Origin of the sequence: Salegentibacter maritimus, from assembly GCF_016236975.1 — a bacterium.
Taxonomy (GTDB): Bacteria; Bacteroidota; Bacteroidia; order Flavobacteriales; family Flavobacteriaceae; genus Salegentibacter; species Salegentibacter maritimus.
Window position 1 is genome coordinate 39,739 of the sequence record NZ_JAEHNY010000003.1, and the last position, 22,010, is coordinate 61,748.

The following is a 22,010-nucleotide window of genomic DNA, read 5'->3' on the forward strand; positions in this document are numbered from 1 at the left end:
TTTAAAAGATATGGTACAGAATTGCAACCTTATAAATGAGTTTGAATTTGGGACACAGTGTGTCCCAAATTTGGAAAACCTGTTAATGATTAAATTAACTACTCAAAGATCGACCTTGCTTCATCATAAATCCGCTCAAAATTAGTTTCTAAATCAGTCTGAGAATATTGTTTTGGCTCTATGGGAATCTCACGATAAATTTTCTTCAACTTAAATTGAACTTTCTTATCCATCCCATCAGCATACGTAATAAACTCCCCCTGTTTTAACCGAAAGAAAATATCTGCCCTGATTTTTGGAATTTCTTTTTCACCCGTAGTTACCCTGGTATCAAAATCCAAATTATGGCCACGGCTCACGCTCTTTGTAGGGTCTTTTATAATTTCAAAAAAACGTTCATAATATTTCGCGGTGTCCGGGTCATTGACCTTTCCAAAAAATTGATAGGAAAGATTGCTCAATATCGCCTTGCTCGCCTTATCACCATACATCATATCGTTCTGGATCTTGTCCTGCATCACATAGACCGTTGAAATATTATAGCTTCGAAGAGTCGCAGGAATACGATGCATATTCAATAATCGAATAGTAGGCGCTTCTTCCATTAATAAGAAAGAAGGTTTGGAATTCCGCACACTCATTTGTTTGGTGATGGTATGGACAATGGTAGCAATTACTGGCGAATACGATGTTTCAAATTTTGGATTGTTCACGATTGAAATTACCGCAGGATTTTCTTCACTATTGATATTGAGCGACACTTCATCTGCGGACAATACCATAAAAATCCGTTGCGTACTGATGCGTTTGAGTGCATTGGCTAAAGTGCTTTTTACACCAGCGGTTTGTCGTTCCGAATCCTTACCACTAATGAAGGCATCTGCCATTGCCCTTGATGTGGTATTGGTTTCCAAAAACTGTATCAGGCTGTCGGTGTCCAGGTATTGATAAATAGCAATTAAATGCGGCAGGGTACAGAATTTTGGATAGGTTGTTTTCAGTTTCCAGATGAGTCCGCCAATCAAACCTTCAGCAGCATCATTGAAAAATTTGGTTGTTCCCGTTGTTCCAGATTCCCTTTGTTCCAAAAGGTTCTCGATCAATACCCGAGAAACCTCATTCACGCTTTCCTCGTTCTCTAAATAGCGAGGTGCAATAGGATTGACCCGATGGATGGTTTTATCAAAGGAAATCACCTTAAATGGAATATCGCTATCTTTAAAAAGCGGATACGCCATTTCCGTAAGCTCAAAATCCTTGTAATCGTGGATAATGCCACAAAAGCCTTCTTTCCGGAAATGTTTCAGGAATCCATACACTACACTTTCGGTCTTTCCGCTTCCCGCAGAACCGATGATGGATGCTCCACGTTTGATATTGTCCAGTTTGAACTTTCCCTTGGTAGTGGCAAAATCGACTTGATACCTATCGTCGCCATTTTTTGGCACCTCCTTTTTATGCAAGAAAGCATACAATGCCGTATTGATCAACAAAAGCGGACAGACCACATTTAACAAAACTAAAACCAAATTGTTCCAAGGTTGTAAAAAATAGGCCAGGGCAAACAAAAAAAGGCTGTTTGCAAAAAATGCATATTTGGACACCTGATACAATCCATAAAATATGGCACTGGTCAGACAAATGGTTAAAAAAGCGGTAAAGAGATTGTCTACTTGCATACGTTCGGATTAGATGCCTATGGAACTTGATTTAATGGCCACTTCCACCCCACGGCGCAGTCGGTTGAATGCTTTCATTGCCAATTGCGCCTGTGTTACCGGAATGCTTGGCAGCATTGGAACACCACTTTCCTTCATCATTTTAAAGGCAATCGCCTTTTCATTGATGGGCAGTTTCATCAGCGATGCAAAATAGACTTTCGGATTCTTAACAAAATCCTTTCTTGCCTTGTAGGTCTCGACAAAGTTTCGTTGGTAACCGAAAGTTTGGTCAAAGGTCTTCTCCGCACTCTGGAAAAATTTATCACGGTCAAAGCCCCGTTTAACATTCTTCCCGTGCATCTCAACTTCCGATGCCTTATGTTTGCTCCCTGGAGAAAGACTAAAAGTGTTGGAGGCATCCTTTCGGCTTACGATGATATGGATATGGCTTTGGTTTCCCGCCTTTGGCATCCCCTGAACAATCCGCTTCCCGTCCTGTTGGTGCGGGGCTTCCTTTTCCAATCGGTCAATTTTTTGCTGCAATAGTTTGCTATTGCCTTCAGCCCGCCCTTCTTCAATATTTCTGATTTCTGTTTTAAGCTGAAGGATTTTCGTTGCATATGGTTGGTTTTCCTTGATTTGCCAATCCGTTCCCTTAAAGGTGCGTTGGTGTTCAATTTTTGCGTAATATTTTATATCATCGATGGTAATGGGTCTTCCGTTGATTTCACGGTTAAAGGATGCCACATAATCCTTCATTAGTTCACGGGTGTATCTTTTTAAATCTTGGCTACTGTTCTGTAACCGGTTCAGTTCGTATTTGGAAGGGCTTACCGTAATGGAATAGAATTTTGGTTCGGTCTTTTTGAGTTTGGCACCGTTGCCATCGATATCCTTCACCACTTCTTCCACGGAAATCTTATCTCCATATTGATTGAAAAAGTGCTCCATTTCTTCCTGTTCCAAACTCTGGTTTTCCTTCTCCAGATAACCGACAAAATCGCCTGAACTTTGTGAATAATTTCCTCCCAGTTTTTGAGGTGTAATTGTGATATACATAGCTCAAAAATTTATAATTCGTTAGTATGGTTTTGCTTTTCCCGGAACCGAACTTCCTTTTTTTCTTCAATGATTTTCTTTTCCAAAATCAAGGGCTTCTTTTTGGGTTCTTCGGTCTGAAAAAGAGATTCTATCATTGCGACCGTGGGTTTGGTCTGTGTCTTTTCCATATCCCGCATTATGGCAATGACTGCATTGATACGTTTCTTTAGGGAAGCTTCGATCGTCCTCCCTGTAGGCCCCAATTTTTCCTTTGGAGAAATCTCGTTATAGAAGAAAAAGTCGAGCATTGTTTCCAATGCTTCGGTGTGTGATCTGAAGTGTGTTCTTGAAAATTCCTGAAAACGTTTTGCCGTTTCCTTTTTGAACCTAATGCCGATAAATGAGTCCATAATTCGCCGATTTGTCGCAAATCCTTCCCTAAAAATGGGCGTTCAGAGGGCATTTGTCGCAAATTGTAGGAGGTCGGGAATTTTATATTTTTTCAAATTACTGAATATCAGTAATTTGAAAATAAAAAGGAGTGCTAAACATCGCATCGCGTGTTACCCTCTTGCTACTCCTTTTCGTCCCGCCCAGCGGGACAAAATTCCGTACAATTTGGCTAAAAGCCAATTGCCAGTTTCAGGGAAATAATTTCCTGTTATGTAATTTTTCGATGGGTATGGTTATCGGCGAAAGTCAAAAAATGGATAACCCTACGTAAAATTGAATGCTGAATTTCAGCGAAATAAAGATAATGATTTTTATTGAATTGGAATTAATCAAACAAAAAACACCTCCAAATATTTAGAGGTGCTTGACTATAAAGTTTAGAAAATCAGATGTTGAATACAAACGTATAGGAATACAAATTGCGTAATGCTTCTTCGGCTATCATCGTTTCAAAATAAGCGTGATTTTTTCTTACGCATTTGCGGATGTCCTCCCCAAATTTTCGTTCCACATCCTTTTTGGAATTCTCCAAAAGTCGGTTTTGAGCCTCTTCGCTCAAGTCTGTAAAATTTAGATAAATCATAAGCTTGATTTTAAAGGATTCCATTATCTGCAAAACTGTAATAGTCGCCATCAGGGGAAAGTATCAAATGGTCGAGGACTTTAATATCAAGTAAGTCGCCAGCCTTTTTAATCTTTTGGGTCAGGCTCTTGTCCGCTTCACTAGGTCTTAAGGTACCGCTCGGGTGGTTATGAAGTAAAATTACTGCGGTTGTCAAGCTCTTTAAAAGTACGGCAAATAGAATGCGGACATCCACTAAAGTACCTGTGATACCTCCATTTGAAACCTCATAAATTCCTTTTACCTTATTGGCATTATTGAGCAACATTATTTTAAAGGTTTCGTGCAGTTCAATTGTTTCTTTGTTCCATTGGCTGTAGGCTATATCGGCAGCACTTTGGGAACAGGTTACTTTGGGAAGCAAATTTGCCTTTGTGCTTCCGCTGTAACTTATGGCTATTTCATTAACTTTGCTTTTCATTGTTAACTTATTAATTGGGTTAATAATTAAAAGAGGGCGCTACTTTCCAAGGGAACGCCCTCTTAAATTTGAAGGATTACTTATCATTTTTATTTCCGAGCAAAAGGACTTCCTTTGCTTCCACTTCGGTTACATAGCGTTGGTTTCCGTCATCGGTGGTATAGGTGCGGGTTCTCAATTTTCCAGTAATGGCTATTTCTTTTCCCTTACCTACATAATTTTCGATAATCTCGGCTGTCTTGCCCCAGGCTACAACGGTGTGCCAATCTGTGGACTGTACCTTTTCGCCTTTGTTGTTTTTGTAGTGTTCATTTGTGGCGATTGAAAAACGGGCTACTTTTTTACCGCTTTTAAGGTTGGTAATGGTTGGTTCTTGCCCAACGTTTCCGATTAACTGTACGTGATTTTTTAAAGTACTCATAATAAAATATTTAAAGATTAATTAAAATACTATCTGAACTATTCAGACAGTTTGCGTTTCTATTTTTGAAGTGGTTTACTTATTATATCTTGAGCGTTTTCCTTTTTTGTTTTTTTGGTGCCGCTTCCTTTTTTATGTTCTTGTACGATTTCATAAGCTTCATTTTAGATTTACTTCCCATAGCGCCCTCGCTGTTACCTTTTTTTGTTGCTGATACATTTTCAATATTTGGAATTGATAAGGACTTATAAAAGGGAGGCACGACCGGTTATGCAGTCCGTTCAACTTCCAAATGTTGGTATTTTGCTTTCAAAAAAAGGGAGGAACAGTGAGGGTGCGGGAGTAGGTCTAAAGGTTTTTGTGAAGTACCAATACATAGGAAGCGGCACCAAATGAATAATGGAATTCCGATTGAGCGGACTCCGTTCACAATTTCGGATTGGGAATGGAGTGTTCCTTCCCAAAGCATCGGGAAGGGTTAACGGAATGGAAAGGAGAAATTGGGGATGGTATCCAAGACTTTGTAGGGAAGCTCTTTGCCCGGAATGTAGCTTTTTGCGGAATGGAGGGAATGTGCTTAGTGAAGCGTATTGGCTATTCTTTATATACATTATCAATCGATATAATTGAGACCTTTGAGCCTCATTTAAATTGAATATATACCCCCGTCTCGTCATAAACTTTTCAATCTTAAATTAAAAAAGTTAAATAATTTGCCTACCTATTAGTAGGTATGTATATTTGCAATATGAATACAAGAGATAAAATTATTTCAATTGGAGATGTTCTAATAAGAAAAAGAGGTTGTAATGCATTTAGTTTTAGTGATATATCTAAAGAGTTAAATATAAAGAATGCCTCTATTCATTATCATTTCCCCACCAAAACCACTTTAGTAATGGCTGTAATTCAGAAACATCATATACTTCTGGAGAAATTCAAACAAAATGTAACGGACATAGATTCGATTCAAAAAATCATAAAGTTTCTCTCTGTTTATACAATGGCCAAAGCTGATGGAAAAATCAGCATTTTAGGTTCACTAGCAAATGACTATTTCACATTTGAACCAGAAGTACAAACAGCATTGAAGATACTAACAGACAATACTCTTAATTGGCTTACAAGTACATTAAAAGAAGGTAAAAAAGAGGGGGTTTTTCAATATAAAATGTCAGATAGAAACAAAGCACTTATGATCATTACTAATATACTTGGTGCAGAGCAATTATCACGAGTTACTTATCAACACGATTTTCGGAATATTAAAGAAAATATCATAAATAATTTAATACAATAGTTAAAATGAAACGAGTAGTCATCACTGGATTGGGCGCATTAACGCCAATAGGAAATAATGTAAATGATTTTTGGAAATCATTACTTGAAGGGAGGAGCGGTGCGAGAGCTATCACAAGATTTGATGCTAGTAAATTCAAAACAAAATTTGCTTGTGAGCTCAAAGACTTCGACCCACTAGACCATATTGAAAAAGCAGAAGCAAGAAAATATGATTTGTTTACTCAATACGCTTTAATTTCAGTTGAAGAAGCTATTAAAAATGCGCATATCAATTTTGAAGAATTGAACAAGAATAAGATTGGTGTTATTTGGGGATCGGGAATTGGTGGGATTAGCACATTTCAACAACAGATAACTGAATTTGCACAAGGAGATGGTAGACCCCGTTTCAATCCGTTCTTTATTCCGAAAATGATTGTTGATATTGCATCGGGTATCATTTCTATAAAATATGGACTTCGTGGAATAAATTTCACAACTGTTTCTGCTTGTGCTACTTCAAATACCGCTATTATTGATGCTTTTAATTATATACGTTGGGGAAAAGCAGATATGATAATAACAGGCGGTTCAGAAGCATCAATAACCGAAAGTTCTATAGGTGGTTTCAATGCTTCTAGAGCATTATCGACGCAAAATAAAAATCCACAAATTGCTTCTCGTCCGTTTGATATAAATAGGGACGGTTTTGTAATGGGAGAAGGAGCAGGTGCTATCATTTTGGAAAGCTACGAACACGCCATAAAACGAAATGCACCAATTATTGCGGAAATTGCTGGTGGTGGTATGGCAGCAGATGCCTATCATCTTACAGGAACCCACCCCGAAGGTGAAGGAGCATATTTGGGAATGATGGCTGCCTTGGAAGATGCCCATATTTCTGCCAATGAAATTGATTATTTAAATACACACGCTACATCAACACCACAAGGAGACGCTAGCGAGTTAAAAGCGATAGAACGGGTTTTCGGAAGACAAAGTAAAGTAAGCATTAGCGCTACAAAATCAATGACAGGTCACTTGTTAGGTGCCGCTGGCGCTATTGAAGCGATCGCTTGTATTAAAGCAATTCAGAGTGATATTGTTCCACCAACAATCAATTCAATAGATATTGAGCCCGAATTTAAGGACTTATTTAACCTGACTTTGCACCAGTCACAAAAAAAACAAATAAACTTCGCAATGAGTAATACTTTCGGTTTTGGTGGCCATATTGCAACAAGTATTTTCAAAAAGCATATAGAATAAAAGTTACAGTCAATTCAGGTCGTTGTTGCATAAGCTTCTAATGCTTAGAAAAATGTATTCATTTAAAACACACTTAAGCGGTTTTCTAATTTTATATCGTCCTCAGATTAGTTTTAAAAAATTTTGAATGGATTTATAAGTTGTGTTAAAGTTGTATTGAGGATTGAAAACAAGTTGGTCATTCCTGCTAAACTTTTCCTCTTTCTTGAATACGATTGAACAGAATACAGGTCTGTGGCAACAACTAGCGATTGATTTAGGTATTCCTAGAAATGAAATTAATGAAAAATACTATTTCTTGCTAAAAAATAATATCATTTGAATTCAAAATAAATATCAAATCGAAAATACTAAGATTCTGTACTTATTCTGTACTATGTGAAATAAAAAAAGGCTTCACATTTCTGTGAAGCCTTGTCTTTGCTAGTAGCGGGAACTGGACTCGAACCAGTGACCTTCGGGTTATGAGCCCGACGAGCTACCTACTGCTCTATCCCGCGATATCGACTGCAAATATAAGACGTTTTTTAAGTTTCAGCAAAGCTTTTTCAATAAAAATTAAAGAAAAAATCAGGAAAAATATTGCATACCTGAATATCAAACAACTAGCCTGGTCTTTTAATATAAAACAACTAAAAACTAAAGAAATAATTATTGTTCTATGCTATTGGCTTCAAAAGCCTGCAACTCATTTTCGTGAAATGAAACCACAAACTCAATGGGATTACAGCAATTCTCACAGTCTTCAATATAAATTTGTTGCCTCACCGAAGGATCTAGCAAAACCGATATTTCTTCCCAGCAATATGGGCATTGAAAAAAGTGCTCAAACATATATTACAATTCAACATTCAACAATTGACCGGTAAGCTGCAACAAGCTTAACTCGGCAAGCTTGGCATCGTATTTTGCAAGGCTTAGACTTGTCCTGGCATCTAATAGGTTAACCTGGGCCTGCCTAAACTCAATAGAAGTAATTCTTCCAAGTTTAAATTGTTCCCGGGATCGTTCAAAATTATCTTCATTGGTCCTTACATTTTCTTTCTGGACCTTATAAATATATAATCGGTTTTCATAATTACCAAGGGCATTGGCAATGTCCCTTCTAATTCCCAGCGAAAGTTGCTTTTTTTGTAATTGCTGGTTTTCATGATTTATTTTAGCATTCTGTACGCGCAGGCTTGTAGCCCCCCCATCAAATAGATTCCAATTTAAACTAACTCCACCCGAAATCCCGTCGGTAGTTTGCCTACTACCCGGAAAAAATGCCGTTGCTGCACTTCGGTTGTAATTCCAGCCATAAGAACCGCTTAGGTCTATGGTAGGCAGGTATCCCGATTTACTTATTTTAATATCATAGGCTGTAATTTCCAAACTTTTATCTAACTGTAGTAAAGACACATTATTAACTTCGGCATCTGCAACATAGCTATCCAGCTGTAATTTTGGGATAAAGCTTACCGTAGTATCCACACTAAAATCTTTATGTGTCATTTGGCGGTCTAATAATACGTTTAAATCTCTTTTTGTATTACTAAGCTGTTGCCGTGTTTGTAGAAGGTTTACACTATCGTTATTAACATCTACCCTGGCATTAAGGACCGCAAGATTGTTACTTTGTCCAAAATCAAATTGATACTGCGCCCTGGTTACTCGGTCTTTTGAAGTTTCCAAAACATCTTTTAAAACTGCTACATTTTCAGTAAGCCGTGCGATTTCATAATACACAGCTAATAATTGTAACATGGTATTTTCTATAGTTTCCCGGGCCTGTAATTTTGAAAGCTGATATTCCTCTTTTAAACTTTTATAATTATACAACCTGCCCAGGCCATCAAAAAGGGTATAATTTAAATTCACAGAGGCGTTATAAGAATTGTTTTCTATCCCATCTTGCTGTAATGGTTCTCCATCTTCAGGTTCGGTTAACCTATCGTTTAAATCGTATCCTGCTCCTGCCCTACCCGTGAGTGTGGGCAAATAACCTGAATTTAAAATCCCCTTATTATTTTCAGCAATTTCAACCTCATTTTCGGCAATTTTAATTCCATAATTAAATTCTAGCGCAAGTGAAATCGCCTTTTCTTTTGTAATAACTTCTTTCTCCTGAGCCAGGAGATTCCCTATAAAAAAAAATAGGATTGCAAAAGTTAGCTTAACTGACCTCTCCATGGGCTTTCTCTTCTTTTTGTTCTTTTATAGCTCTTTCTACTTCTTCATTGCTTACCTTATTTCCCGTGGCAAGCCATTTTCCGCCTACTTTAATATTATTACTGATAGACAAAAGTAATGGCAGCAGGAGCAATGTTAAAACAGTAGCGATGGCAATTCCGTAAGAAATGGAGATTGCCATGGGTTTTAAAAACTGAGCCTGCCTGCTTTTCTCTAAAAGCAATGGCGCCATTCCTGCTATGGTGGTAAGTGAGGTAAGAAAAATAGCTCTAAACCTGGCACGACCGGCTTCATACAATGCATTCTCAAACTTCATCCCATTTCGCAAGTTCACGTTGAATTTACTAATAAGCACCAGGCCATCATTAACCATAATTCCAACTAAGGCAATAATTCCTAAAGCTGAAAGTACATTTACCGGAAAATTATGAATCCAATGTCCCCAGGCTACTCCAATAATGCTAAAAGGAATCATAATCATTAACAGTAATGGCTGACTGTAACTTCTAAAAGTAAAGGCGATTACTGCATAAATAAGAAATAACACTACCGGCAAAACTCCTTTTGCTGAACTGGTTAATTTATTCGCCTCCCTGTTTTGCCCTTCATAAGAAACCGAAAGGCTGGGGTATTTTGCCAAAAGTTCTGGCATCACATTGCTTCTAATATCTGCAAGTATTTCCGTTGAGCTTCCATTAGGATCTTCCATATCTGCACTCACCCTAATTTCCCTAAGTCCGTTTAAATGGCTTATAGATTCAGTACCACGAATAATCTTATAACTGGCTATTTCTTCAAATGGCACACGATCTCCTCCGGGGGTTGTTAAGCGCATATCGTCTAAATCGTTAATAGAGGAACGGTTTTTAAGGTCGTAACGCACCCAAACCCTTATCTCGTCCTGACCTCTTTGAAAACGCTGTACCGGAGTTCCAAAAAAACCGTTTCGTATCTGGCGCATAACTTCATTAAGATCCAGTCCTAACGCATAGGCGCTTTCCTTAAGCTCAACATTAATCTCTTTTATTCCCTGCGGATCATTATCTGTAACATCTTTTAAGAGCGGGTTGTTCTCAAAATTCTCCTTCAACTCTTCTTTTGCAGCTTCCAATTCCTGGAGGTTGTTCCCCAATAACGACACCGAAACTGGTGAACCTCCAAAATTACCACCCGAACCAAAAGTAAGGTTTTCCACCCCATATACAGTCCCAACTTCATCCCTTATCGCATTGGTTATCTCGGGAGATCCAAAATCCCTTTCTTCACCTGGAAGTAAATTTACTTGCAAAGAAGCTTTATTATTCCCGGGACCAACTCGTTTTATAATATTCTCTACTACGTCCTTATCCCCACTTTGACGCTTACTAAAATCTTCATTAACCCGCCAGGCTGCTGCTTCAACCATAGAGATAATAGAATCTGTTTTTTCAGGATTAACACCCTCGGCCATTAGAAGGCTTATACTCACACGGTCACTGGCAATACTGGGAAACAAAGTAACCCTAATCCAGTTTCCGCCAATAGCTCCAATAGTAAGAATTAGGATCGCCACTAAAATTCCTAAAGCTAATATTTGTTGCCTGAGCACAAATTTTAATATTGGGCTATAAAATTTATCCCTTAGATAGCTCATAGCATTATCTCCTACGCGATTTACAACGCGCATCTTAATAAAGAGTTTTGCAAGCCCCTTTTTCTTTTTATCTTCTTCTGGTTTTCTTGCCTGCAAAGCTTTGGAATGAGCAATATGTGCAGGCAAAATTATAAGCGCCTCTACAAGGGAAACTATCAAAGTTAATATAACCACCGTAGACACTTCTCCGAAAAACTCTCCTATTCTACTATCTAGAAATAAAAAAGTAGAAAACGCCAAAACCGTAGTTAGAATAGCGGAAATAATGGGCGGAATAACCTCCATAGTTCCATCTAAGGCCGCCTGAATGGGAGATTTTCCCATCTCGTAATGCTGATAGATGTTTTCACCAATAACAATACCGTCATCTACCAGGATACCAATTACAATAATCATCCCGAATAAAGAGAGCACATTAATGGTTACGCCAAATTGCCCGGCAAAAATAAACATTCCCAGAAAGGCTATAGGCAGGCCAAAGGCTACCCAAAATGCCAGTCTTATATTTAAAAAGATAGATAAAAATAATAGAACAAGTAATATTCCTACCGCGCCATTCTCAAGTAATAATTGAGTTCTTTGACTTAAGGTGATAGACGAGTCTGAAACAACATCCAGTTTAATCTTACTGGCTTTTGCGTTATAGTCTTTTATATAGGCTTTTACCTTTTTTGCCGCAGATAAAAGATCTTCGTTATTTGTATTGCTTATAGCTACATTTACGGCGATATTCCCATTAAAATAAGAAGAATTGGAGGTTTCGCCAAACTGATCCCGAACTTCAGCTACATCACTTAAGCGTGTAGTTTGCCCGGTGACTGAAGACCTAATTACCAGATCGTTTAAAGCATCTGCATAGTAACTTCTGCTATTTGCCCTTATTAGATAATCTTCGGCTTCGGTTTTAATAGTTCCCCCGGTACTTAAAATATTTGAAGCTCCAACGGTTCTTGCAACTTCTTCAAAAGTTAAATTATAAGCCAAAAGATCGTCCTGGCTAACGGCTATTTCAATTTCTTCTTCTGGGAAGCCCGAAATTTCTATTTGCGAAACACCGTCTAGTTGTCGTAAATCATTCTCAATTTGCTCACTAATACGCTTTAATGTTACCAACGGCACATCTTCACCGCTTATGGCAAAACTAATAGAAGGCCTAACCCTTTCCTGTTTTGAAACCACAAGTGGCTCCATTCCCCCGGGAAAGCTAGGCACCCTATCTACCGCGTTCTTAACTTCGGTAAGCATAACATCTATATTCTCATCTTGCTCAATCTCTACGGTAATAGAACCACCACTTTCGCGTGCTGTAGATGTTACCCTATCTATACCTACAAGGCCCTTTAGGTTATCTTCTATTTTTAGAATAATACCTTCCTCAATTTCCTCGGGTGCCGAACCGGGGTAGTTTACATTGATATTTATAATTCGGGAGTCCTCCAGCGGAAAGAAAGAAGAGTTTAAACTGGCCACTCCCACAATACCAAAAATTACAAATGCAAGGATGAGTATATTTACGGCTACCTCGTATTTTATAAAATAACTGATTAACTTTCTCAAAGTTCTGTAGCTTTAGCAGTGTCTATTTTCTCCTGAATTTGCACTTCCATTCCCGGGTATGCTCCAGGAACCGGAGCAGAAACCAAAGTCTCACCATCTTCCAGGCCTTTTACCACCACTTTATTACTCGAAAAATAAACCGGGTTAATTTCCTTTAAAACCAAAGCGCTATCCTGTACTAAATAAACTTTGGTACGATCTATTAACAATTCCCTGGGGATTTCTATGGCATTTTCTTCGTCCCGCGCGTCTAATTGTGCCTCCAGGTACATTCCTTCCCTAATCCCGGGCTCTTCAATTCTTATAAAAACCTGTATGGTTTGTGAGGCCCTATCTACCCTGGCGTTAATTCGACTTACCGTACCTTTAAAAGTTTGATTACCTTCAAGGTCCTGTAGTTTTACATCTTCCCCCGTTTTCAAAAGATCTGAAAACCTTTTTGCCACGGCTACTTCCAATTCGTATACCGATGGGTCTATAAATTCCCCCAATTTTTGGCCAGGTCTTACCAAAGTACCCGGATTTACGGCAGCTTCGGTTAAGACACCATCAAATGGTGCTCTTATGGTAAACTTTCTAAGGCGTTCTTCCAGGTTTTTTATATTGTAATAAGCTGATTCGATTCCCCGACCGGTAACGAAGTACCGCTCTTTATCTGAATCTGGCTCTGGCAATGGTTTTATAGAGTTATTGACATCAAAATTAGTAAGATATTCCTGCCACTTTGGGAAAGATTCCGGGTAATCTAACCGAAGGTCTGGCATGATAGAAGTGATATTATTAAATAATTCACTTTTAGCTGAACGCACACTGGCAGCATATTCTTCTGAATTTATACTTAAAAGAACCTGCCCCCGGCTATAAACCTGCCCCGGCCTAAAATCTTTACTGCTACGCTGAAATATGCCCTGTACTTCCGAAAAAAGCTCCAGTTTTTTAAGTGCTGTTACATTTCCATTAGCAGGAACCACAATAGGTACCTTACGGTTTTCTACAGTTTCTACGAATACATTTTTTATAACTTTAGTGCTTTTCGGCACTTTTTTCACATTACTGTCAATAATTGCTTTTGCCCCAAAAACTGCTAAAACAATAAGTAATACTCCAATAAAAGAAAGAATGATTTTGCGTTTATCCATGTTTGTAAGACCGCATTCTTTCCATTTGGTTTAATTTTAAAATTGAAATTTTACAAAAAACTATTCCAAATCATCAAGAAGCTCCTGAATTTCTTCCCATTCCTGCATTAAAGAGTTTAATTCTTTTTTCTTGCTTTTATACTTATCTAAATACCCGGGACGGGCCATAACCTCTTCGTAACTTGTAGCCAATTCCATATCCCGTGCTTCAAGATCCTTCTCCAGCTTCGTTATTTTAGACTCGGTGTTACTTAGTTTATTTTTCAGGGATTTTATCTTCTTTTGATCCTTGTAGGCCTTTTTGTTGTTAGTGGCGGCTATTTCTTTTTGCACTTTTGCAACCTTCTCCTTCTTCTCAACACTTCGCATATCTTCCAGCTTACGTTGGTCTAAAAAGAAATTAATGTCTCCTAAATACTCCTTGATCTTAGAGTCTTTAAACTCATAAACCTTATTGGTTAAGCCCTGAAGGAAATCCCTATCGTGCGAAACAATTATTAAGGTTCCTTCAAACCTGTTTAAAGCTTCTTTTAAAACGTTTTTAGATTTTATATCCAGGTGATTGGTAGGCTCATCCATAATAAGCACATTAAAAGGCTGTAGCATAAGTTTACAAAGGGCCAACCTGTTTCTTTCACCACCAGAAAGCACTTTTACCTTTTTATCTACTTCATCTCCCCTAAAAAGGAAAGACCCCAACATATCCCGAACTTTGCTTCGGTTCTTTTCGTTGGCGGCATCAATCATAATATCATGTACGGTTTTTTCACCCTCCAGGTAATCTGCCTGGTTTTGAGCAAAATAACCTAACTGTACATTATGCCCTAGTTTAAGATGTCCTTCATAAGAAATTTCATTAATTATAATCTTGGCGAGGGTAGTTTTACCCTGCCCGTTTTGCCCAACAAAAGCTATTTTACTTCCACGTTCTATTAAAAGGTCAATACCATTTAACACCTGATTATTGCCATAAGCTTTTGCTATATTTTCGGCTTCTATCACCACTTTTCCGGGTTGTATAGAAAGCGGGAAGCTTACATTCATCACCGCATTATCATCTTCATCTACTTCTATACGGTTTATCTTATCCAATTTTTTAATAAGCGATTGTGCCATGGAAGCTTTTGAAGCCTTAGCACGAAATTTCTCAATAAGTTTTTCGGTAGTTTCAATCTCTTTTTGTTGGTTCTTTTGTGCAGCCAGTTGTTGCTCTCTTAACTCCTTTCTAAGAACCAGGTATTTTGAATAGGGTTTATTGAAATCGTAAATTTGGCCTAATGAAATTTCTATGGTCCTATTGGTTACATTATCCAGGAACATTTTATCGTGAGAGACAATAACCACACAACCAGAATAATTATTAAGAAAATTCTCTAACCAAATTATACTTTCAATATCCAGGTGGTTGGTAGGCTCATCCAGTAGCAAAATATCGTTATTTTGCAACAACAGCTTGGCCAGCTCAATACGCATTCGCCAACCTCCAGAAAAAGTCTCGGTTAATTTATCAAACTGTTCCCGCTGAAAACCGAGCCCCAGTAACACCTTTTCGGTATCACCTTCATAATTATAACCTCCAATAATTTCGTAGGTATGGGTTATCTCACTAAGATCCTGAATAAGTTGTGTATAAGAATCACTTTCATAATCGGTTCTTGTCGCTAATTGATGGTTAATATCATCTATTTGCTTTTCGAGTTTCTTTATTTCCTCAAAGGCTTGTTGAGTTTCCTGCAACACAGTTCGCCCTTGTTCAAAATCAATATCCTGCTTTAAGAAACCTATATTTAACTCTTTATCTCTTGCTATTTGGCCTTCGTCATATTCCTGCTCACCGGCAAGAATTTTAAGCATAGTAGATTTTCCGGCTCCGTTCTTTCCAATTAGTCCCACGCGATCTCCGGCACCAAGCCTAAAGGTTAACTCTTCAAAAAGGTATTCTCCGCCAAAAGAAACAGAGAGGTTATGAATATTAAGCATTTGTATATTTTATTTTTGCAAATATGCCTAAATTTACAATGTGAAAAAAATATGTTCACGCCCAATCTACACAGTCATAAATACATATAACTCCCTGAATACCAATTATGAAATTTTTAGAAGGAAGTAAACTTTACAGTATTTTTACCGGCACCTGTCCGGTTTGCCATGCAGAAAGCATGTACAAAGAAAGCAATCCCTATAAAATACACCGTGTTTTTGAAATGCACGAACATTGTTCTAACTGTGGTACTAAATATAAAATTGAGCCCTCTTTCTTTTTTGGAGCTATGTATGTAAGTTATGCGGTGGGAATTGCATTTGCAGTGGCGGCCTTTATAATTACTTATCTTTTTGTGGGTAGTGATTTAATGACGTCCTTTTGGGCAATTATAGGAACCCTGGTGGTTTTTATGCCTGTAATTATAAGATTATCCCGAAATATCTGGATTAATTTCTTTTTACACTACAAACCAAATGCTGGCAAAAATTAAGCAGGAAAATGCTTTTTATTAAATCGGTGTAAATCTATTTCGGCCGGAAGTGGAATTTGGTCTTCAATCAATTCAATTAATTGGGCTGAAACCATAGGAGAAATCAGGATTCCCCTACTCCCAAAACCGTTACAACAATAAAGGTTTTGATGCTTTGGATGCCGTCCTACAATTGGCTTTCTATCATTACTGGCAGGCCTAATCCCCGCAGACTGATCCAATACCTCATATTTACAGCTAATGAGTTTTAAAAGCTTCTCTTCCAACTCATGCCTTGCTTCTTTGCTTGGCCGCGGATCTTTATCTTTACTATTATAGGTTGCGCCCACTTTATATAAATTATTGCCCAGGGGAATAATAAAAACCGAAGATTTCACCGCTTCCTGTAGCTGTAATTCTTCTGAATAAATTGTGAGATATTCACCTTTATTTCCGCGAAGCGGAAGGTAGTTAAAGAATGGATTTTGCTGCATTCCAAAACCTTCACAAAAAATAATTTGTTTAGCTGAAATACCATTGTATTCCACTGAATCGGGTTTAATCTGAAGCTTATTGTATTCGAATCTTTCAAACTTAATTTTGCCTTCTTTATTTAAATAGTTTCGATATTCATTTAGTAAAACATCGGTATCCACAATTCCGGTTTGCCGTACCCTGCCAAATGAAAACTCAGAAGGAATACATGCATTGATTTTCTTAACTAAATTAGTGTCTAAAAATTCAGAAAGCAACGGTTTATCTGCTGCTGCAAACCAGTTATTTTGTTCTTCAGCCGAATAAAATTTCCTATAGATTTCTATGGGGTAAACAATTTTTGCCTGTAAATGCTCCTCCATTTCTTTATAAAAAGGAATCGCGGTTTTCATATGCTCATGGGCATTCCAGGCCAATGTAAAGCGCTTTAGAATTACCGGATTGAACAATCCGCCGGCCACCAGGGAAGACCTTTGTGAACTGTCCTCAAAAACCACAAACTGCTTATTCCTTTTTTCCAGGTTACGACTTATAGCCAACCCACTTAAACCTAATCCAACTACTATATAATCTAACATATTTCAAAAATAAAAAATTAAAGCAAATTGTGTCCTTGCAGCATTCCCATTAAAAACCAGCCATAAAAATCAAAGGAGGCATTTATTAAAATATAAATGTTTACTATTAAAAAATCCGCTCATTAAACCAATTTAAAATTCACTTTTAGGTAGGCATAAAAAAAGCGCTCCCGGAGGAACGCTTTATATTTTATTATGGTTTTTACAGCATTAGTAATTCCACATATCTAACTCGAAGTTTCGTATTTGTTCTTTTATACGTTGGGCTTCCAGAAGTTCCATAAAGGCATTATCCACAATATATTCATCTACTTCGCGATCTCCATAAACATTTTCTTCTTTGTATATTACTGAAGAAAACCTCCTGGAATTAAGCAAATGATCGAAAGTGACAGACTGGCCTGAGTTATTGCCGGTAAAGGCTTTATTATCATGCAAAACTTCTCTGGCATCGGGGAACCAAATCCAGAACAGTTCAACAAGATCTGTTTGACCTGAGTCTATAAAATTAACATCTGGAGCAACCGGTGCAATCCCAAGGAGACGGTATTTCATCTCTGCCTGGCGCTTATCAAAATACCACATACCGCGAATATGATATTCGGCTATATCAGCTGCACCAAGATCCCTACGATCTATAAATTGCGCATCTACCTGCTCTCCTGCATTATATTGCTCAATACCCAGATCTGTTGTATCTACTTTAGAAATCGTTGCCTGGATATCTTTTAAAGTACGCTTTTCATTAAAATAAGAATCGGCATAAATATTATTAATCTTTCCGTCTTTAATAGCAGCAATCAGAACATCATAAAGAGCACGACGATTGTTTCCAATGTTATTAGTATCTATTGGATAATATAGTGGAAAGTTAACCCTTTCGTCCAGATCTATCTTCTCCCATACAATTTTAGACCACAACACATCTCGTTCTTCAACATACCCATACTCTAACGGCTTATCATTTAAGTCGCTTTGAATTTGAGCTTCAGTTCTTTTCCCAATATCTTCCGGACTATTGGCATTTAAGATATTAGCCTGTCCATAAGATGTTACGGTAAGAACCAACATCAAAGTATTTAATAAAAATCCTCTCCAACTCATCTTCTAAATTTTATTAGTTTGTCAACTCAACAATTACAGGAGCTACCTTTTTTAACTTGTAACTAGAGTTTCCGGCAATACTGGCCTGAATATCAAAAATTTGTACAGTCTCACCTCTTCCTGCTCTTCTCAAGGCCGCTTTTGCGTTGTTATCTAACTTACTACCATTAACTCGGATGGTAGGCTGTCCAGGGACTTTAAAACTAAATCCTGAAACATTTAAGTTAAGATTAAAATCAAAGTCTGGCAAATCTGCACTAATAGTAGAAATCTCTAAGCTATTACGCTGCATTTTAACCGTACCATCTTCTCCCCTAACCGTTCCAACCGGAGTTGGAATATCTTTAATTCTAAAGGTTTTACTATCTGAAACAGTTTCTCCACCCGGTAATTTACCGCTAACATTAATTGCTACCTCTCTAGCCTGAAGGTTGGTAACGTTCATCACATAGTTTCCTGCCCCTCCGGCAGATGAAAGACCCGGCGCCTGAGCGCTAATACTTCCAACCCCGGGAATAGAAATCGTCATTGGGTTTTGCACACCGCGATAAAGCACATTCATCTTATCGGCCGAGATAACGGCAGAATTTGGCTTTGGAATAACAGCATAAGAACTTTTAATAGGTATTCTAACAATAGAATCACCTTCCTTAAATTGCAGCTCTCCATTAATTTCTTTTTCTCCTACATTTCCTGCAGGAAAATCTAACATTACCTGACCGGCCTGAGTACTTTCTACATCATTGCCGTTTATGGTTACGTTTTCAAATTTTAAAGTCGGATCAACCCTACCTAATACAACTTTTCCTTTAAAGTTTTCTCCACTAAAGAAAGCCGTTTTATCTGGAACCACGATGGCCTGGTAATTAGTTAAAGAAACATCGCTTTGTAACTGTCCTTCAAGCATAGCAGACAGAATATCATTTTCAGTGGTTCTTACATCAGACTGGATTTGCGTTAATTTTGTAAGCGAAGCAATTAAAGGGAAGCCCTGATAATTGTACATTAACCAAGGTTTAGTCACATTTTCGTTATTGGTCACCTCTTCTGTAGAAAAATCTTTTGCTATTTCACTTCTAATTTGCGGAAAACCATCACCCAGTATAGCTAATACCTCATTCCTATAATTATCTATTGCCGCCACAAATTCCTCTCCTCTAGGAGTTACCCTTCCGCTTGCAAAAAACAAGTTATCAAGCTTATCTGCACGATCCATAGACTCGTAATTGGTCTTTTCTTCAGCTTCAAAATCAGATAATAATTCCTCCTTAAGGCTACCTATTGTATTATATAAATTATCGGAAAGGCTACTAATTTGTTCTGCTTTTGCCTTTAACTCCTCATATTTTGCAGGTTGTTCTTCGGCTTTAGTGGCTAAACCTGCCATTGCCATCTCATTACGTTGTGATGTGGTAGTATTAGACTCCTCAAGGTCCTCGTTCATTTGACCAAAGGCTGTTAATACTTCCTTAGACATATTTAGTGCCATCATCGCGATGAATACCAAATACATCAGGTTAATCATCTTCTGTCTTGGTGATTGTTTTCCAGACGCCATGTGCTAATTAGTTTGGTTCATTAATAATTTAGATTTCAGGTAATGTAATGCAATCACTAATTAGACATACTACGGGTACCGTTCATTGCAGTAAGCATACCTCCATAAACTCCGTTTAACGAGGAAAGGTTAGCGGCAAGTGATCCCATTTCCTGGTTCAATTTACCGGCATTCTCAGCAACTTCCTGATTGATCTCTGCCTGACGGGAGGCCGATTCTACCTGAGCCTTATAAATATTGTTTAATGTTTCCATTTGAGTTGCAGCAGTGGTAAGCTCTTCACTATATTTCTTTTGTGAAGCCATAGCATCTACAGTTGGAGCAATCCCCTTTGCTGCTCCTTCAAAATTACGAATACTATCTCCAAGGCTATGCATTAAGTTTGCATCTATCTTAGCTTCCTTAAGCATTTCGTCTAATTTCTTAGAAAGTTGCCCTTGTGTTTCTTTGTCGTCTTCAATTACAGTGGCAGTTTTACGAGTTCCCTGACCACCGGCTAGTTCCGGGTATACAAGAGACCAATCAAGATCATCATCGGTTGGTTCAAAAGCAGAATAAGCAAATACAAAGGCTTCAACTACAAGACCTGCAATAAGCATAGGATTTGCAAAAGGCCAGTGCATAATTTTAAAAAGGGCTCCCAATATTACAACCGATGCACCTAAACCGTACACCATGTTGGTTATTCTTTTACTTGAATTTGATTTTGCCATAATAATAAAATAGATTTAGATTCTCTACTGGTTAATAGGTTGTTAATTGTTGTTTGGTTGATTTAAGGTCACATCAGTACCGAGGTAATCCTGTACTGTTCTAAAGCCGATATAGCTTCTTGCTGAATCTGCATATTCGTAATCTCTTGAACTTACCTGAAGGAAATAAGCTACATCCTTCCAGGAACCTCCACGAACCACTTTTCTCATATCATCAGGATTGTTAACAGTAGGGTTCATTGAAGACATATATTGGTAAGAAGCCGGATCGTAAGAAGAATCTACCCATTCTGCAACATTTCCAGCCATATTGTAAAGTCCATAGTCGTTAGGATCGTAAGATTTTGCTTCTACGGTATACAGAGCCTGATCTGCGGCATAATCTCCTCTCAGAGGTTTAAAGTTCGCCATAAAACACCCACGATCGTTTTTAGCGTATGGACCTCCCCAGGGATAAGTTGCCCCTTCCAGGCCACCACGGGCAGCATACTCCCACTCTCCTTCTGTTGGCAAACGGTAAGAGGGTACATTATGCTCTCCTTTTTCTCTTCTATAATAATTATGGTACAGAGTTCTCCATTGCGCAAAAGCTCTTGCCTGTTTCCAGGATACCCCAACTACTGGATAATCATCAAAAGCACTATGCCAAAAATAATCGTTATGCATAGGCTCATTATAAGAATAATTAAAATCCCTAATCCAAACAGTAGTATCTGGATATATAGAAATCTCTTCCCTTTTTATAAAATTACTTCTATTTCCCTTTTCTCTGGCAGCATTTTGCACATCCATCCAGGAATAGGTAAACTTTAATTTTTCAACATCAATGGTACGCTGTCCATTATAAACTTCCTCCATAGGGATATACATCATATCCATTACCTCGGCATAATAAACATCGGGGTAATCTTCAGTATCCCAAATAATATCTATATCCTTGTTTAACCTGCGATTTTCATATGTATCTGATGGACCACCCTGCCCATAAGTATTCAACATATATTCTTCGTATGGCGTCATATTAGCTTCATCTGAATCTAAAAATGCATAGTCACCAATTCCGCCAGAACCTTCTGCCTCTCCCATATTCTCGGCCATAATAGCCAATTCAGTCCTAACGATAGAATCTTTTACATAGTCTACAAACTGCCGGTATTCAGCGTTGGTTATCTCGGTTTCATCCATATAAAAAGAACGTACTGTCACCGTTTTTGGGGGTGCATTTCGTTGACCTGCGATATCATCATCAGACTTACCCATAATAAAGGCACCTCCGGGAACTAATGTCATCCCCAGCGGCTTTTCTGGATTCCACTTTTCCCCTTTCGCACCAACCAACTGTCCACGATCTCCACGCCCACAACTTGAAAGTATGGCTAGAACAGCTATCAGCGAAATAAATTTCTTCATAGTATTTCTTCGGTTAAGACATCTCAATT

General features: G+C 38.0%; 19 protein-coding genes and 1 tRNA gene. 3 read left to right on the plus strand and 17 right to left on the minus strand.

Annotated features, from left to right (window positions below; all coding sequences use genetic code 11):
- Window positions 1-98: 98 nt before the first annotated feature.
- The 6 genes from I6U50_RS03845 to I6U50_RS03870 form a co-directional block, all read right to left on the minus strand.
- On the minus strand, window positions 99-1,679 hold the full coding sequence (locus I6U50_RS03845) for a type IV secretory system conjugative DNA transfer family protein (RefSeq protein WP_198637925.1): 1,581 nt from the start codon (window positions 1,677-1,679) through the stop codon (window positions 99-101).
- Between the two features lie 9 nt (window positions 1,680-1,688).
- On the minus strand, window positions 1,689-2,720 hold the full coding sequence (mobB, locus tag I6U50_RS03850; protein ID WP_198637926.1) for a MobB family relaxase: 1,032 nt from the start codon (window positions 2,718-2,720) through the stop codon (window positions 1,689-1,691).
- Window positions 2,721-2,731: 11 nt separating this feature from the next.
- Window positions 2,732-3,112, minus strand: coding sequence for a BfmA/BtgA family mobilization protein (locus I6U50_RS03855; RefSeq protein WP_198637927.1), 381 nt, complete (start codon window positions 3,110-3,112; stop codon window positions 2,732-2,734).
- Window positions 3,113-3,540: 428 nt separating this feature from the next.
- The gene (locus I6U50_RS03860; RefSeq protein ID WP_198637928.1) at window positions 3,541-3,738 is read right to left on the minus strand and encodes a hypothetical protein; all 198 of its coding nucleotides are present in this window, start codon (window positions 3,736-3,738) and stop codon (window positions 3,541-3,543) included.
- Window positions 3,739-3,748: 10 nt separating this feature from the next.
- On the minus strand, window positions 3,749-4,198 hold the full coding sequence (locus I6U50_RS03865; RefSeq protein WP_198637929.1) for a JAB domain-containing protein: 450 nt from the start codon (window positions 4,196-4,198) through the stop codon (window positions 3,749-3,751).
- 76 nt (window positions 4,199-4,274) lie between these two features.
- Window positions 4,275-4,619, minus strand: a complete 345-nt coding sequence (locus I6U50_RS03870) for a single-stranded DNA-binding protein (protein WP_198637930.1) — start codon at window positions 4,617-4,619, stop codon at window positions 4,275-4,277.
- Between the two features lie 748 nt (window positions 4,620-5,367).
- Between I6U50_RS03870 and I6U50_RS03875 the strand changes: the two genes are divergently transcribed.
- Window positions 5,368-5,919 (plus strand): TetR/AcrR family transcriptional regulator, encoded by a 552-nt coding sequence (locus I6U50_RS03875; RefSeq protein WP_198637931.1) that lies wholly within the window; start codon window positions 5,368-5,370, stop codon window positions 5,917-5,919.
- 5 nt (window positions 5,920-5,924) lie between these two features.
- Window positions 5,925-7,169 carry a beta-ketoacyl-ACP synthase II gene (gene fabF, locus I6U50_RS03880; RefSeq protein ID WP_198637932.1) on the plus strand — a complete coding sequence of 415 codons (1,245 nt, stop codon included), beginning with the start codon at window positions 5,925-5,927 and terminating at the stop codon, window positions 7,167-7,169.
- Between the two features lie 427 nt (window positions 7,170-7,596).
- Here fabF and I6U50_RS03885 read toward each other — a convergent pair.
- From I6U50_RS03885 to I6U50_RS03910, 6 genes are all read right to left on the minus strand, one after another.
- Window positions 7,597-7,669 (minus strand) — tRNA-Met (locus tag I6U50_RS03885).
- A gap of 151 nt (window positions 7,670-7,820) precedes the next feature.
- The gene (locus tag I6U50_RS03890; protein WP_193710258.1) at window positions 7,821-8,003 is read right to left on the minus strand and encodes a CPXCG motif-containing cysteine-rich protein; all 183 of its coding nucleotides are present in this window, start codon (window positions 8,001-8,003) and stop codon (window positions 7,821-7,823) included.
- Window positions 8,004-8,006: 3 nt separating this feature from the next.
- Window positions 8,007-9,341 carry a TolC family protein gene (locus I6U50_RS03895; RefSeq protein ID WP_198627410.1) on the minus strand — a complete coding sequence of 445 codons (1,335 nt, stop codon included), beginning with the start codon at window positions 9,339-9,341 and terminating at the stop codon, window positions 8,007-8,009.
- Window positions 9,325-12,531: an efflux RND transporter permease subunit gene (locus I6U50_RS03900; RefSeq protein WP_198637933.1), complete on the minus strand. Its 3,207-nt coding sequence runs from the start codon at window positions 12,529-12,531 to the stop codon at window positions 9,325-9,327. The genes I6U50_RS03895 and I6U50_RS03900 overlap by 17 nt, the downstream gene beginning before the upstream one ends.
- Window positions 12,528-13,670, minus strand: coding sequence for an efflux RND transporter periplasmic adaptor subunit (locus I6U50_RS03905; RefSeq protein WP_198637934.1), 1,143 nt, complete (start codon window positions 13,668-13,670; stop codon window positions 12,528-12,530). Before I6U50_RS03905 ends, I6U50_RS03900 begins: the two co-directional genes overlap by 4 nt.
- 60 nt (window positions 13,671-13,730) lie before the next feature.
- Window positions 13,731-15,650 carry an ABC-F family ATP-binding cassette domain-containing protein gene (locus I6U50_RS03910; RefSeq protein WP_193710254.1) on the minus strand — a complete coding sequence of 640 codons (1,920 nt, stop codon included), beginning with the start codon at window positions 15,648-15,650 and terminating at the stop codon, window positions 13,731-13,733.
- 107 nt (window positions 15,651-15,757) lie between these two features.
- Here I6U50_RS03910 and I6U50_RS03915 point away from each other — a divergent pair, with 107 nt between their 5' ends.
- Window positions 15,758-16,144, plus strand: a complete 387-nt coding sequence (locus tag I6U50_RS03915) for a DUF983 domain-containing protein (RefSeq protein ID WP_193710253.1) — start codon at window positions 15,758-15,760, stop codon at window positions 16,142-16,144.
- On the opposite strand, the gene I6U50_RS03920 is transcribed toward I6U50_RS03915, so the two are convergent.
- From I6U50_RS03920 to porK, 5 genes are all read right to left on the minus strand, one after another.
- A complete protein-coding gene (locus tag I6U50_RS03920) occupies window positions 16,141-17,196 on the minus strand; it encodes an NAD(P)/FAD-dependent oxidoreductase (RefSeq protein WP_198637935.1) in 1,056 nt (351 codons plus the stop codon). The genes I6U50_RS03915 and I6U50_RS03920 overlap by 4 nt on opposite strands.
- A gap of 210 nt (window positions 17,197-17,406) precedes the next feature.
- Window positions 17,407-18,300 (minus strand): type IX secretion system ring subunit PorN/GldN, encoded by an 894-nt coding sequence (porN, locus tag I6U50_RS03925; protein WP_198637936.1) that lies wholly within the window; start codon window positions 18,298-18,300, stop codon window positions 17,407-17,409.
- A 13-nt stretch (window positions 18,301-18,313) separates the two neighbouring features.
- Window positions 18,314-19,858, minus strand: a complete 1,545-nt coding sequence (gene porM / locus I6U50_RS03930) for a type IX secretion system motor protein PorM/GldM (RefSeq protein WP_198627403.1) — start codon at window positions 19,856-19,858, stop codon at window positions 18,314-18,316.
- A gap of 56 nt (window positions 19,859-19,914) precedes the next feature.
- Window positions 19,915-20,571, minus strand: a complete 657-nt coding sequence (gene porL, locus I6U50_RS03935; protein WP_193710249.1) for a type IX secretion system motor protein PorL/GldL — start codon at window positions 20,569-20,571, stop codon at window positions 19,915-19,917.
- A 42-nt stretch (window positions 20,572-20,613) separates the two neighbouring features.
- Window positions 20,614-21,981, minus strand: a complete 1,368-nt coding sequence (gene porK, locus I6U50_RS03940) for a T9SS ring complex lipoprotein PorK/GldK (protein WP_198627402.1) — start codon at window positions 21,979-21,981, stop codon at window positions 20,614-20,616.
- Window positions 21,982-22,010: the final 29 nt, after the last annotated feature.